11 protein-coding genes are annotated in these 14,158 nt (G+C 61.3%); 5 read left to right on the forward strand and 6 right to left on the reverse strand.

All coding sequences use genetic code 11. The features are described 5' to 3' along the window. Positions 1 to 49: 49 nt before the first annotated feature. From K3756_RS16075 to K3756_RS16095, 5 genes are all read right to left on the reverse strand, one after another. Positions 50 to 1,333, reverse strand: coding sequence for an ABC transporter substrate-binding protein (locus K3756_RS16075; protein ID WP_259989144.1), 1,284 nt, complete (start codon positions 1,331 to 1,333; stop codon positions 50 to 52). 96 nt (positions 1,334 to 1,429) lie between these two features. Then, entirely contained in the window at positions 1,430 to 2,542 is a 1,113-nt protein-coding gene (locus K3756_RS16080; RefSeq protein ID WP_259989146.1) for a branched-chain amino acid ABC transporter permease, read from the reverse strand. 75 nt (positions 2,543 to 2,617) lie between these two features. After that, positions 2,618 to 3,625: a branched-chain amino acid ABC transporter permease gene (locus K3756_RS16085; protein WP_259989147.1), complete on the reverse strand. Its 1,008-nt coding sequence runs from the start codon at positions 3,623 to 3,625 to the stop codon at positions 2,618 to 2,620. A gap of 185 nt (positions 3,626 to 3,810) precedes the next feature. Further along, the gene (locus K3756_RS16090; protein WP_259989148.1) at positions 3,811 to 4,629 is read right to left on the reverse strand and encodes an ABC transporter ATP-binding protein; all 819 of its coding nucleotides are present in this window, start codon (positions 4,627 to 4,629) and stop codon (positions 3,811 to 3,813) included. An 84-nt stretch (positions 4,630 to 4,713) separates the two neighbouring features. Next, entirely contained in the window at positions 4,714 to 6,702 is a 1,989-nt protein-coding gene (locus K3756_RS16095; RefSeq protein WP_259989149.1) for an AMP-binding protein, read from the reverse strand. Positions 6,703 to 6,893: 191 nt separating this feature from the next. Here K3756_RS16095 and K3756_RS16100 point away from each other — a divergent pair, with 191 nt between their 5' ends. Genes K3756_RS16100 through K3756_RS16110 form a run of 3 tightly spaced genes read left to right on the forward strand, consistent with a single transcriptional unit; the run spans position 6,894 to position 9,789 of the window. Then, on the forward strand, positions 6,894 to 8,804 hold the full coding sequence (locus K3756_RS16100; protein ID WP_259989151.1) for a PAS-domain containing protein: 1,911 nt from the start codon (positions 6,894 to 6,896) through the stop codon (positions 8,802 to 8,804). Then, on the forward strand, positions 8,801 to 9,502 hold the full coding sequence (locus tag K3756_RS16105; RefSeq protein ID WP_259989153.1) for a response regulator transcription factor: 702 nt from the start codon (positions 8,801 to 8,803) through the stop codon (positions 9,500 to 9,502). The genes K3756_RS16100 and K3756_RS16105 overlap by 4 nt, the downstream gene beginning before the upstream one ends. A 41-nt stretch (positions 9,503 to 9,543) precedes the next feature. Beyond that, positions 9,544 to 9,789 carry a WGR domain-containing protein gene (locus tag K3756_RS16110; protein WP_409202406.1) on the forward strand — a complete coding sequence of 82 codons (246 nt, stop codon included), beginning with the start codon at positions 9,544 to 9,546 and terminating at the stop codon, positions 9,787 to 9,789. A gap of 61 nt (positions 9,790 to 9,850) precedes the next feature. Here K3756_RS16110 and fdhF read toward each other — a convergent pair whose 3' ends face one another. Continuing rightward, positions 9,851 to 12,619, reverse strand: coding sequence for a formate dehydrogenase subunit alpha (fdhF, locus tag K3756_RS16115; RefSeq protein WP_259989155.1), 2,769 nt, complete (start codon positions 12,617 to 12,619; stop codon positions 9,851 to 9,853). A 186-nt stretch (positions 12,620 to 12,805) separates the two neighbouring features. Here fdhF and K3756_RS16120 point away from each other — a divergent pair, with 186 nt between their 5' ends. Together K3756_RS16120 and K3756_RS16125 are read left to right on the forward strand one after the other, a co-directional pair. Further along, positions 12,806 to 13,459 carry a histidine phosphatase family protein gene (locus K3756_RS16120; protein WP_259989156.1) on the forward strand — a complete coding sequence of 218 codons (654 nt, stop codon included), beginning with the start codon at positions 12,806 to 12,808 and terminating at the stop codon, positions 13,457 to 13,459. Positions 13,460 to 13,470: 11 nt separating this feature from the next. Then, on the forward strand, positions 13,471 to 14,088 hold the full coding sequence (locus K3756_RS16125) for a glutathione S-transferase family protein (RefSeq protein WP_259989157.1): 618 nt from the start codon (positions 13,471 to 13,473) through the stop codon (positions 14,086 to 14,088). Positions 14,089 to 14,158: the final 70 nt, after the last annotated feature.

The following is a 14,158-nucleotide window of genomic DNA, read 5'->3' on the forward strand; positions in this document are numbered from 1 at the left end:
AAAGGGTCCGGCCGCCCCACTTCAGCAGGGCGGCCGGGTCGAGCGCTGCTTACTTGCAGCCGACCTCGATGTTGTTTTCCGACGCGTAAGCGGTGGAATCTTCGTCGATCAGCGGCTGGATCACCTCCATATCGGACTCGGAGAAGTCGGAGATCAGGCTCCACTCCTTCGCTTCCGCGTCCCACTGGGTCATCCCGACAAGACCGGCCCCACCGTGGTTCTCACACGACACGTTGAATTCCGGACCAAAGTTCGGCAGGCCCAGATCGGCCATCTTGGCTTCGGTGATTTCCAGCGCTTCCATGCCGTCGCGCATCATCGCGGGCGTGATATCGGCCACACCGTGGATTTCCTGCGCCGTTTTCACAGCCTCGGCCGCCAACATCGCGGCGTAAAGGCCACGGTTGTACAGAACGGTGCCGATCTGGTCACCTGCGCCCGCGGCTTTGCCGGTATCGACGACATGTGTCTTGATGTCATCGAAAACGGGGAAATTGTCACCCACACCGTGGAACGTCAACGCTTTGTAGCCATCAGCCGCAGCACCCGCCGCCAGCACGTCGTTCTCGGAACCGGACCACCAGATGCCGATGAAGTTCTCCATCGGGAACCGGATGTTGGCCGCTTCCTGCACGGCCACCTGGTTCATCACGCCCCAGCCATACATGATCACGTTGTCAGGACGATCGCGGCGGATCTGGAGCCACTGGGACTTTTGTTCCTGACCGGGGTGGTCGACCGGCACGAGGCTCAGCTCGAAGCCGTGCTTCTTCGAAAGCTCTTCCAGCGTGCGGATCGGCTCCTTGCCATAGGCCGAGTTGTGGTAGACCAGCGCGATTTTCTTGCCGTTCAGATCACCGCCGTTCTCGGACAACAGATAGTTGATCGCACCCGACGCACCATTCCAGTAGTTGGCCGGATAGTTGAACGTGTGGCTGAACACTTCGCCATTGGCAGCGGATGTCCGGCCATAACCCATGGTGTGCATCGGAATGCCATCGGCCGTTGTCTTCGGGATCAGCTGGTACGTGATGCCCGTCGACAGCGGTTGATAGACAAGGCTGCCTTCACCCTTCGTGGACTCGTAGCACTCCACACCCTTTTCGGTGTTATAGCCGGTTTCGCATTCGATCACGCGCGCCATTTCACCGCCGATGCCGCCATCGCGCTCATTCAGCATGGTGAAATAATCCTGATAGCCGTCCGCGAACGGGATACCGCCAGCGGCATAAGGCCCGGTGCGATAGCTCAGCGACGGAAACACAAGATCCGCCATCACGGGGCTTGCTGCCATCAGGCCTGCAACGGCCAGTGTACCTAGTTTGTATGTCATCGGTTTTCCTCCCTTGGATATGATCCGACTTGTTACGCTTGGTGTCGGACGGGGTTCGCCCCGTCTCCGTTTGTTGCGTCTTGATGCGTGGCGCCCCTAGTGCGGGAACGGCCACAGTCTCAGTTTCTCCTTCGCGACACGCCACAGCTGGGCAATCCCGTGCGGCTCCGCGATGAGGAATACGATAATGAGCAGGCCCACGATGACCAGCTGCAAATGTGCCACGATATCGGTGGGCCAGCCGAGCCAATCCACACCGACCACCTTCAGCAGGACAGGCAGCAGCACCAGAAACGCGGCCCCCGCAAAGGATCCGAATATGCTGCCCAGCCCGCCGATGATGATCATGAAGAGGACCAGGAATGACTTGGTGATGCCAAACGCCTCGCCGACTTCTACCGCGCCGAGGTACACCGCGAAAAACAACGCCCCCGATATGCCGATGAAGAAAGACGAAACGGCAAAGGCCGTCAGCTTGGCGCGCAGCGGATTGACCCCGATGATCTCGGCCGCGATATCCATGTCACGGATCGCCATCCACTTGCGGCCCGACGCACCCCGCGTGAGGTTGCGCGCAATCACCGCGCTGACAATGGTGAAAAACAGGCAAAACAGATAGGTGGCCCATGGCTCCGTCGAGGGTCCTGTGATCAGAACACCCAGCAAATCACGCTCGGGCGCGTTGATCTGACCCGAAGCGGAGTAGTTGTAGAACCACGACACCCTGTTGAACAGCCACACCAGGAAAAACTGCGCCGCCAACGTGGCAACCGCCAGATAGAACCCCTTGATGCGCAGGCTCGGCAAACCGAACAGCACCCCGACGAGGGCCGTCATGACGCCGCCCATGATGACGGAAAAGAAAATGTTGAATTCCGGCAGCCGGAAGAGCAATTCGCCCCCCCACCAGATGTCGACGCCGGTCATGAACTTGTAACAGGCATAGGCCCCCACAGCCATGAAGCCCCCGGTACCAAGGCTCACCTGACCGCAATACCCCACCAGAATGTTCAGACCGATGGCCGCAATCGCGTAGATCAGGAACGGCAGCAAAAGACTGTTCGCCCAGTAATCATTGATGAAAAAGGGCACCACCACAATCGCGATGAACAACACGACGTAATAGCGCCACCGATCGAACTTGATCGGAAAGGTCTGCTGGTCCTCGGCGTAGGTCGTCGAAAAATCGCCTGCTTCACGGTAGAACATCAGCCGCGGCTCCCTGCTTCATCTTGCTTCAAAAACTCCGGGGTCCGGGGCTGGCCCCGGTCCGGCATCACCACGCTAGACCCGTTCAATGATCTTCTCCCCGAACAACCCCTGCGGGCGGAACACCAGAAACAGCAGCGCCAGCATATAGGCAAACCAGTTCTCCGTGGCCCCGCCAAGGAAAGGCGCACCGATCAGGAACTCAAAGAGCTTCTCCCCCACCCCGATGATCAACCCGCCCACGATGGCCCCCGGGATCGAGGTAAACCCACCCAGCATCAGCACAGGCAAAGCCTTCAGCGCGATAAGAGACAGCGAAAACTGGACCCCCGATTTCGCGCCCCACATGATCCCCGCCACCAAAGCGACAAATCCGGCGAGCGACCAGACCAGGATCCAGATGAAATTCAGCGACACCCCGACGGACAATGCCGCCTGATGGTCATCCGCCACGGCCCGCATCGCGCGGCCCTGTTTGGTGTATTGGGCAAACATCACCAACCCGATCACCAGAAGCGCCGCGATCACGCTGGCAACGATGTCGAGGTTATCGATAAAGATGCCCGTCCCGAATGCCGTAAATGTTGTCTCGTCCAGCCACAGGTTCATGCCCTGCGGCAAACAGGCCCCGTCCGCCGCACATACGTTCAGCGCCTTCAGCTCTGACCCCCACATCAGATCCGCGACACCTTCGAGAAAATAGGCCAGACCGATGGTCGCCATGAACAGGATGATCGGCTCCTGCCCTACCAGATGGCGGAACACGAACCGCTGCACCGCCCAGGCCAGCGCAACCATCACGACAACCGTCAGCGCAATGGCGATAAAGCTATGAACCGACCAGCCGAATTTATGCACATCGGTGCCGAAGATCGCGTTGATGAGATGGGCAAAGGGCACCTGACCGTTCTGGATGCCGACCAGCGTCATCGCCGCAAAAAGCGCCATGACCCCTTGGGCATAGTTGAAAATCCCCGACGCCTTGTAGATCAGGACAAATCCCAGCGCCACAAGCGCGTAAAGCACCCCCGCCATCAACCCGTTCAGAAACACTTCGACCGTAAAAACAAGCTGCTCAGGCATCCGTCAGACCCTCCGAAGGAACGCTAAATGAAAATTTGGGGGCCTTGGAAATCCGGTCGGCTCCATGTTGAAACCCCCCGAAGGTGCCAAAGCGCGCATGCCGCCCGCGGCTCTCCGGCACGCCGATCGTCCCCGCAAATGTACCGTTCAGGAAGCCCGGTATCCCACGCCCGCGTGCGACCGGCCTAGTCATGCGCCACCCCCAGATAGGCGTCGATGACCTCTTGATTGTTGCGCACTTCACTTGGGGTCCCGTCGCCGATCTTGCGGCCGTAATCCATGACAACCACCCGGTCGGACAAATCCATAACGACGCCCATATCATGCTCGATCAGCGCAATGGTGGTCCCGAATTCATCATTCACATCAAGGATAAAGCGGCTCATGTCCTCTTTCTCCTCCACGTTCATGCCCGCCATTGGCTCATCCAGCAGCAAAAGCGACGGCTCCGCAGCCAACGCGCGCGCCAGTTCCACGCGTTTTTTCAACCCATAGGGCAGCCGCGCAACGGGCGTTTTCCGGATGGCCTGGATCTCCAGAAAATCGATGATGCGTTCGGCCACTTCGCGGTTGGCCACTTCCTCGCGCTCCGCAGCGCCCTTCCAGAACGTCTGCGCAAACATCCCCGTCTTCATGTGGGTCAAACGGCCCGTCATGACATTGTCGAGCACACTCATCCCCTCGAAGAGCGCGATGTTCTGAAACGTGCGTGCAATGCCCTGCTGGGCCACCTGGAACGGCTTCATCGGCGGGCGCGGCGCTCCCTTGTACCAGACCTCGCCTTCCTGCGGCACGTAGAACCCCGAAATGACGTTCAGCATCGAGGATTTGCCCGCGCCGTTCGGCCCGATAATCGCGCGGATCTCGCCCTCACGAATATCGAACGAAATATCCTTGATCGCCTCCACCCCGCCAAACCGCAGGGTGATGTTCTTCATCTGCATGACGACCGGACCAATCGTGCGGCCGTCATCCGTGACGTAACTGTCGACGCTATCTTTCACGCACGTCCCCTGTCTTCATCTTGCCAAATAAACTCATTGCACCGCGCTGCCGCCTGCACGACACGGACGTTTGCAAACGCGCTTTCATTCCGCGGCCAACTTCTTGGTGCTGGCCGGTACCACCGCCGCATCCCGCACCTCGAGCGTGGCTTTGATGCTGCCCTTGCGCCCGTCCTCATAGGTCACTTCCGTCTCGGTGCTGACCTGCTTGGACCCGTCGTAGAGGGCCGCGATGATATCGTCGTATTTCTCGCCGATGATCTTGCGGCGCACCTTGCGGGTCCGCGTCAACTCGCCATCATCCGCATCAAGCTCCTTGTGCAGCACGACAAAGCGATGGATCTGGCATCCCGACAGCATCTCGTCCTGCGCAACTGACGCGTTGACCTCCTCCACGTGGGACTGGATCGTGTCCATGACCTGCGGATGACGGGCAAGCTCCTGGTAGGATGCATAGCCGATGTTGTTGCGCTCGGCCCAATTGCCCACGGCCGTCAGGTCGATATTGATAAAGGCCGTACATTCCTCGCGGCCATTGCCGAACACCACTGCCTCGAGAATGTTGGGAAAGAACTTCAGCTTGTTCTCGACGTACTTTGGCGCAAACAACGATCCGTCAGCCATTTGCCCCACGTCCTTGGCGCGGTCGATAATCCGCAAATGACCGGTGTCATCCTCGATAAAGCCCGCATCACCCGTCGCGACCCAGCCTTCGGCGTCCTTGGTGTCGGCCGTGCTTTCGGGGTTCTTGTAGTATTCGACAAACACGCCGGGCGAGCGATAGAAAACCTCGCCGTTTTCGGCAATCTTCAGTTCCACGCCGGGGCATGTGACGCCTACCGTGTCACTGCGCACTTCGCCATCGGGTTGCGCCGTGATGAAAACGGTAGCCTCCGTCTGACCGTAGAGCTGCTTGAGATTGATCCCCAGCGAGCGGTAGAAATCGAAAATCTCCGGGCCGATCGCCTCACCGGCGGTATAGCCCACACGCACACGGCTGAAGCCAAGCGTGTTCTTCAACGGGCCGTAAATGAAATACTCGCCCAACCGGTACTTCAGCCTGTCACCAAAGCTGACGGACTTGCCGTCGAGGATTGCGGGCCCGACCTTGCGGGCATGCGCCATGAAGGTGTCGAACAACCACTTCTTGAAGCGGCTCGCGTCCTCCATACGGATCATCACATTCGTCAGCTGTGTCTCGAACACGCGGGGCGGCGCAAAGTAATACGTCGGCCCGATCTCGCGCAGGTCAACGTGCATCGTGTCCGCGCTCTCGGGGCAATTCGTGCAAAAACCGGTCCACAGGGCCTGCCCCACCGAAAAAATGAAATCCCCCACCCAGGCCATCGGCAGATACGCCAGAATATCGTCGCTCTGGCGCAACCCGTCAAATTCGGACGACGACTTTGCCGTCTCGATGATGTTGCGATTGCTCAGCACCACACCCTTGGGCTTGCCGGTTGTCCCCGATGTGTAGAGCATGACACCGGTTGAATCGTAGTCCAGCTTGGCCTGACGGGCCTCCATCTCCTTGAGATGCGTGTCGCGGGTCGCACGGCCACGCTCCTGAACGTCGGTGTATTTATCCAGATGGCTGTGGTCGTATTTCCGCAATCCCCGCGGATCGAGGTAAATCATCCGCTCGAATTCGGGCAGCTGCTCCTGCACCTCGATGATCTTGTCGACCTGCTCCTGATCGCCCACGACCGCAAAGCGCGCGCCACAGTGGTTCATCACGTAGGCCATCTCTTCGGCATTCGCATCCTGATAAAGCGGCACAGGCACGGCACCACACATCTGCGCCGCCATCATCGCCCAATACAGATACGGACGGTTGCGCCCGATCACGGCAACAAAATCGCCCTCGTTCAGGCCAAGCTCCATCATGCCCAGCGCCAGCGCCTCGACCTCGTCGCGGGTCTGTGACCAACTCCAGCTTTGCCAGATGCCGTATTCTTTTTCGCGGTACGCCGGCGCGTCGGCAAAGCTCTTGGCGTTGCGGTGCAGCAATGCAGGAACGGACGTCGGTTGCCCCGACAGGGCTTCGGTCTTGGCCAAGTTGTATCCTCCCATTGTCCGCTCGCTCCGAGACGGACCCGACCGCGTTAGGCGCGATTCAGTATGCCATTCACCATGGCAGGCTCAGCCTCGGCGTCAACTTTTTCGTAAAGATTGCCTAATCCTTACGAATTGTAACAGCCCGGGGTTTCCGCTTTGACAGCCCCACGGCCCGGTGCAAATGTGACTGTCCAACCGGAGGCGACATGCAGATCAAGGACGACCAGAGCCGGGCCATGACGATCGCGGGGCTGAACCTGATCGCTCAGGCCCTGTCGATCTACAACAACGATTTGCGGTTGGTGATCAGCAACGCGCCCTTCCAGACCATGTTCGATCTGCCGGATGCCCTCGTCACCCCCGGCGCCACTTTCGAAGACACCATTCGCCACCTCGCGACACGCGGCGAATACGGCGATGTCGCCGATATCGAAAGCTTCGTGGCCGAGCGCACTGCGCAAGCCCGCGCGTTCGAGCCGCACTACATGGAACGCACCCGCGCGAACGGCCGCACCATCAGCGTTGAAGGCTCGCCGCTGCCGGGCGGCGGCTGGGTCACGGTCTATACCGATATTTCGGCCACCAAACGACAGGAAACGCTTCTGCGTGCGCGGTCCGACGCGCTCAGCGATCAGGTTCTGGCGCATACCGAAGAGCTCAGCAAAACCAACCGCGAACTGGCCGCAATGATCACAACACTCGAAGCGACCAAGCGCCAGCTTACCGCTTCCGAAGCCCGCACCCGCCTGACCACCGAAATGATGCCCGCGCATATCGCCCATATCGACGGCAACGGAATCTACACCTATTCCAACAGGCAGCTCTCGGCGGTTTTGCCCGATCGCCCCTCCGACATTATCGGGCTGCACATTGCCGACGTACTGGGTGAACAGGTTCACTCAAGGCTCGCCGCGGGGCTTAGTGCCGCCATCGACGGCGCGGGATCGGTTCAGGAATTGACCGATGAAAGGACCGCGCGGCGCATCCGCGTGGCCCTTACCCCCGACATGCAGGGCGGCACCTATATCCTGTCGATGGATGTGACCGAAGAAACGCAGACCCGCGCCGCCTTGCAGCAAACCCGCCGCCGTGCGCTCGCGGCCCAGATGATTTCCGGTCTGGCGCACGACTTCTCGAACTTGCTGACCATCATTCTTGGCCTGCAGTCACGGCTGGGCCGCCTACCGGATACGCCCGCCGCCGCGACCCCCCTGATCGAGGGCACCCTTGCGGCCGCCCGGCGCGGCGGGGCGCTGCTCGACAGCATCGCGCAGGTCACCGATCCACGCACGCTCCGCCCCGTCGCCAGTGACGTCCGCGCGGTGATGCGCGATCTGGCCACGTTGGCCCAGCCCACGTTGCCCCAGGCCGTGACACTCGACATCGACGTCGATGCCGGAATGGGGTCCGTACTGTTGGATCACGGTATGCTGCACGACAGCCTGCTGAACCTCATCCTGAATGCGCGCGACGCCTGCGGCACGGCGGGTCGGATCGGCATAACCGTCCGCCGCGTGCACGACACGTGGATGGAATGGCGGGTAACCGATACCGGTCCGGGGTTTTCCGCAACCGCGCTGGAGCATGGCCTCGATCCGTTCTTCACGACCAAGGGCGCCGAAGGCACCGGCCTCGGGCTGCCCATGGTCTACGACAGCACCAAACTTGCGGGCGGAAGCCTGCGCCTGTCCAATACGGACACCGGCGCCTGCGTCACCCTGCGCCTGCCCTACCGCGCCGCCGTACCCGCCACGACCGGGCTTGCCCTGCTTGTCGAAGACGACGACAATCTGCGCGCCGTGGTGCGTGATATGCTCATGGGTCTTGGCCACTCCGTCATCGAAGCCGCAAGCGCCGACGAAGCGACCGCTTTGCTGGCAGATCTACCCGACATTGCCTTCATCCTCTCCGACATCCAGCTCAAGGGCGAAGCCACCGGCATTGATCTGATAGGCCGTCTTGGCACCGACGGGCCGCCCCTGGTGCTCATGACCTCCCTTCCGGGCGATGCCGCCTTGTTCCTCGAAGCGCAGAAACACGCGCCCGTTCTGCAAAAACCATTCGACCCCGATGCCCTCGCCGCTCTCATCGGCCCCCAGACACAGGCCGCCCAATGACCAGACCGCTCATTTCGATCCTCGACGACGAACCCGAAATCCGCACCCTGCTGGCCGATGTGCTCGAAGAAGCAGGGTTCGATACCCAAAGCTTCGGGCGCGCCAGCGCCTTTGAGGCCGCCCTTGCCAAACGCACGCCAGACGTCTGCCTCGTGGATCTGTCGCTGCCCGATACCGACGGTTTGACGCTGGTGCACCGGCTCGCCCTCGAGCGCGGGGCCGTTGTGATCATCATTTCGGGCCGGGCACAGGTACAGGACCGCGTGACCGGGCTTGAACTGGGGGCTGACGACTACATCTCCAAACCCTTCGATCCCGCCGAAGTGGTCGCCCGCGTGCGCGCCCGCCTGCGCGGCGCACGACCCGCAGCACACCCCGGCAACCGCGCAAACTTCAACGGGTGGACCGCGCATTTCGACCGCTACGTGCTGGAAGATGCCCAAGGAGCCGAAACACCGTTCAGCCACGCAGAAGGCGAAGTGCTGAGGCTCTTTCTCGAAGCCCCCCGCCGCCTGATCAGCCGCGCACAGATGCAGGAGACACTCGGCGGTGCCGCATCGGAAAGCTTTGACCGGGCCATGGATGTCCGGATCAGCCGCTTGCGCACAAAATTGCGCGAAGACCCGAAGAACCCGCAACTGATCAAAACGATCTACGGCGCAGGCTACATCTTTCTGGGGGATGTGGCGTGGGCATGATGCGACCCGCCCCAAGGTAAACCCTTGATACCGGACAGTGTTTGGCACACCATTGCGGTATGCTCGACTGCCTGATGTACCGCACCAGCAGCGCCCAACGCGCTCTTTTCTACCGCGTCGAAATCGCGATGACCCTGTTCTCGGACGTGTCGGTCACGCGCGAATGGGGTGTGGCAGGCGGCAAACCCCGTCGGGTCCTGCACCACTTCAACAATTGGCGCGACGCCTCGCTTGCCGCTGATGCGGCCCGGCAAAGGGCGCAGAAACGCGGCTACGCCAGAAACTGACGGCACCTCTTCATCTTGCCCCAAAACTCTGGGGAGTTTGAGGGGCAAAGCCCCTCATTCTCTACTCCGCCGCAATCTCCGCCCGCGCGGCCTCGACCCGTACGGCCGAAAACTTGAACTCTGGGATCTTCCCGTAGGGGTCCACGGCCGGGTTCGTCAGGATATTCGCCGCCGCCTCGACATAGGCAAAGGGCAGGAACACCATGTCGGGCGATACCGCCCTGTCCTCACGGGCCATGATCTCGATGGTGCCGCGTTTTGTCGTCAGGCGCACGTTCTCTCCCGGTGCCACACCCAGCTTGCGCAACGTGGACGGATGCAGCGAACAATTCGCCTCCGGCTCAACCGCATCCAGCACGGTCGCACGGCGCGTCATGGAACCGGTGTGCCAATGCTCCAACTGGCGCCCCGTGGTCAGGATCATCGGATAGTCGGCATCGGGCGTATCATCGGGGGCGATGATGCTTGCCGGTGTAAACCGCGCCCGTCCGTCGGCGCGGGGGAAACCGTCGGCAAAGACAATCCGCTGGCCGGGGTCCTCGGGCGACAACGACGGATAGGTCACCGCGTTCTGCATCTCCAACCTGTCCCACGTGATGTTGTCGAGCGATTTCATGTTCAGCTTCATCTCGGCAAAAACATCTGCCGGGCTGTCATAGGTCCAATCCAGCCCCAGCCGCTTGGCCAATTCGACCTCTATCCACCAATCCTCTTTCGCGTCACCAGGAGGTGGCACGGCCGGGCGGCCCATCTGGACCTGCCGGTTCGTATTCGTCACCGTTCCGGATTTCTCGGCAAAGGCGCTCGCGGGCAGGATCACGTCGGCGAAATTCGCGGTTTCGGTGATGAAAATATCCTGAACAACCAGATGATCGAGCTTGGCCAGCGCATCGCGGGCGTGGGCGACATCGGGGTCCGACATGGCGGGGTTCTCGCCAAGCACATACATGCCCTTGATGTTGCCCGCATGCACCTCGTCCAATATCTCCGTGACAGTCAGACCGCGCTCGTTGCTGAAATCCTCCGACCCCCAGACCTCGGTGAACGCGGCGCGCACGCCGTCGTCCACAACCGGCTGGTAATCGGGCAGGAACATCGGGATGAGGCCCGCATCAGACGCCCCTTGCACGTTGTTCTGGCCGCGCAGCGGATGCAGTCCCGCCCCGGGACGCCCGACCTGCCCGGTCATCAACGCCAGCGAGATCAGGCAGCGCGCGTTATCGGTCCCGTGGATGTGCTGGCTCACCCCCATGCCCCAGAAAATCATTCCCGCATTGGCACCGGCAAAGGTACGCGCCACATCGCGCAGCGTGTCCGCATCGATCCCGCAAACCTGCGCCATCTTCTCGGGTGTGAAATCCGCCAGATGCGCCTTCTCGGCCTCCCAGTTCTCGGTATAGGCCTCGATATACTGTTTGTCGTAAAGGCCTTCCTCGACGATCACATGCATGATCGCATTGAGCATCGACACGTCCGTACCGGGGCGGAACTGGCACATCTGGTAGGCAAACCGCTTGAGCGCCTGCCCCCGCGGGTCCATCACGATCAGCTTGCCACCCCGTTTGGTGAATTGCTTGAAATAGGTCGCCGCAACGGGATGGTTCTCGATCGGATTGGCCCCAATGACGATCGCGACATCGGCGTTTTCAATCTCGTTGAACGTCGCCGTCACCGCGCCGGAGCCCACATTTTCCATCAACGCAGCCACCGACGACGCATGACACAGGCGGGTACAGTGATCGACGTTGTTGTGGCCAAATCCCTGACGGATCAGCTTCTGGAACAGATAGGCTTCCTCGTTGGTGCATTTGGCCGATCCGAAGCCCGCAACCCCGCGCCCCCCGATCGCACGCAGCCCGTTGGCCGCGGCATCCAGCGCCTCGTCCCAGCTGGCCTCGCGAAAAACATCCTGCCAATTGCCCGGATCGACGTTCATGCCCTTTGCCGGCGCATCCTCGCGCCGGATCAAAGGCTTGGTCAGCCGGTGATTGTGATGGATATAGTCAAAGCCGAACCGCCCTTTGACGCACAGACGCCCTTCATTGGCGGGGCCATTGATGCCCTCAACGTATTTGACCTTGTCGTCCTTGATCTTCATGGAAATCTGGCACCCGACACCGCAGAAGGGGCAAATGCTCTCGACCTCGCGGTCAAAATCGGCACTGTCGCCGCGCTGCTGCGCGTCCACCACCGTGGAGGGCAGCAAAGCGCCAGTGGGGCAGGCCTGCACACATTCGCCACAGGCCACGCATGATGACGCGCCCATCGGATCGGCCATGTCGAATGTCGGATAGCTGTCGGCGCCGCGGCCCGCCATGCCGATCACATCATTAACCTGTACCTCGCGGCACGCCCGCACGCACAGGCCGCACTGGATACACGCGTCCAGATTGACGCTCATGGCGACGTGGCTGTCATCGAGCAGCGGAATACGGCCCTCTTCCAGCTTCGGAAAACGACTTGCGTCAACGCCGTTCATCTCGGCCATGTCCCACATGTGGCTGGACCGGTCATGTGCGTCCGCACGCTCGGGATGATCCGCCATCAAAAGCTCGACCACCATCTTTCGGGCCGATGTAGCGCGCGCGCTGTCGGTTGTGACGACCATGCCGTCGCTCGGCTCGCGGATACACGAAGCCGCCAGCGTGCGCTCGCCCTCGATCTCGACCATACAGGCGCGGCAATTGCCGTCGGGCCGGTACCCCGGGGCCGGTTTGTGGCACAGGTGCGGGATTTTCAGACCGCGGCCGTTGGCCACTTCCCAGATGGTCATGCCGGCATCGGCCGTGACCTCTTTGCCGTCCAACGTGAATGTCACCTGTTGTGCCATGGGGCCCTCCGCCACTGTCTCCCCGCGTTCTTAGCCCTCCGTTCATCGCTCGGAAGGGCGTATTCCGACACGAAGGCCAACATTTCCGCCACTGCGGCCCCTGCGGGTTTCCGATCTGCGCCATCGGGGCTTTTCGTGGCTGGTCCGCTCGCCTATCACTTGGGCCAAAGCACCGCAGGAGCATGCATGACCACCATCACCCTTGTTCGCCACGGACAGGCCAATTCCGGCGCCAAAGACGAGCAAAGCTACGACCGGCTGAGCGATCTTGGTCACCAGCAGGCCCGCTGGCTCGGCGACCACTTCCGCGCGCAGTCCACGCATCATACACGGCTCTACACCGGCACCTTGCGCCGCCATGTCGAAACGGCAAACGGGATCGACTGCGGCCTGACCCCGCACCGTGATGCGCGGCTGAACGAACTGGAGTATTTTACGCTCTCCACACTGCTTGAACAGCAACACAATATCCCCTTTCCCAGCGAACAGGGCGCTTTCGTGACCCACCTGCCGCAGGTTTTCAGCTACTGGCGGGATGGCCGGATCGAAGGCGCTCCCGAATCCTATTCCGATTTCCAGACACGGATCGAAGATGCCATTGCCGAGATTTCGGCGGGAGACGGGCCTGCGCTGGTGGTGACATCCGGCGGGCTGATCGCGCATGTCATGGGCCAGACCCTCGCGCTGGATGTACCGGCCCGCGCGCGCATCGCGATGGCCATTACGCACACGTCGCTGCACCATTTCTTCCCGATCGGCGGCCACCTGTCGCCCGTCGGTTTCAACGCGACGCCACATCTGGACCACCCCGACCGGGCAGCCAGCAAAACACACATCTGATCGGAGCAACCATGCAGCTTTATTACGCCAAGGGCACCATCGCCATCGCCGCCGCCATCGCCTTGCAAGAGGCGGGGCTGGACCACACGACCGCGCGTCTCGATTTCGGCAATGCAGACCAGACCGGCGCGGATTACCTGCGTACGAACCCCAAGGGGCGCGTACCCGCACTGGTGCTCAATGACGGGACGGTCCTGACAGAATGCGGCGCGATCCTCGAATTTATCGCCAGCCAGTCCCCGCGGGCCGATCTCGTTCCCGATGATGCAATTGCCGCGGCGCACATGCGCATGGTGATGTACTACCTTGCGTCCACGATGCACGTCGCCCACGCCCACAAGATGCGCGGCAGCCGCTGGGCCGATGCGCAAAGCAGCTTTGACGACATGAAGAACAAGGTCCCCGAAACGATGCGGGCCTGCGCCCGCTACGTCGAGAATGAATGCCTGCGCGGCGACTATGTGCTGGGCGACAGGTTCAGCATCGCGGATTGCTACCTGTTCATAGCCTGCGGATGGTTGCCCGGTGACGGTGTCGATCTGGCCGAGTTCCCCAAGATCACGGCCTATCTCGACCGTATCAATGCCCGCGACAGCGTTAAGGCCGTGCGCGCCGCGGATATGCTTTGAGGGATGGTGCGGGCCGCGACCCCAGCGTCGCAATGCCAGCGCTAAAAATGTAGCGTCGCCCCGTCAGGGG

The organism is Sulfitobacter sp. S190, assembly GCF_025141935.1.
Classification (GTDB): Bacteria; Pseudomonadota; Alphaproteobacteria; order Rhodobacterales; family Rhodobacteraceae; genus Sulfitobacter.

Excerpts from the sequence above, each read along its gene's own strand:
- K3756_RS16075 (WP_259989144.1), bottom strand. The coding sequence starts at position 1,333 with ATGACATACAAACTAGGTACACTGGCCGTTGCAGGCCTGATGGCAGCA.
- K3756_RS16080 (WP_259989146.1), bottom strand. The coding sequence starts at position 2,542 with ATGTTCTACCGTGAAGCAGGCGATTTTTCGACGACCTACGCCGAGGAC.
- K3756_RS16085 (WP_259989147.1), bottom strand. The coding sequence starts at position 3,625 with ATGCCTGAGCAGCTTGTTTTTACGGTCGAAGTGTTTCTGAACGGGTTG.
- K3756_RS16095 (WP_259989149.1), bottom strand. The coding sequence starts at position 6,702 with ATGGGAGGATACAACTTGGCCAAGACCGAAGCCCTGTCGGGGCAACCG.
- K3756_RS16100 (WP_259989151.1), top strand. The coding sequence starts at position 6,894 with ATGCAGATCAAGGACGACCAGAGCCGGGCCATGACGATCGCGGGGCTG.
- K3756_RS16105 (WP_259989153.1), top strand. The coding sequence starts at position 8,801 with ATGACCAGACCGCTCATTTCGATCCTCGACGACGAACCCGAAATCCGC.
- fdhF (WP_259989155.1), bottom strand. The coding sequence starts at position 12,619 with ATGGCACAACAGGTGACATTCACGTTGGACGGCAAAGAGGTCACGGCC.
- K3756_RS16120 (WP_259989156.1), top strand. The coding sequence starts at position 12,806 with ATGACCACCATCACCCTTGTTCGCCACGGACAGGCCAATTCCGGCGCC.
- K3756_RS16125 (WP_259989157.1), top strand. The coding sequence starts at position 13,471 with ATGCAGCTTTATTACGCCAAGGGCACCATCGCCATCGCCGCCGCCATC.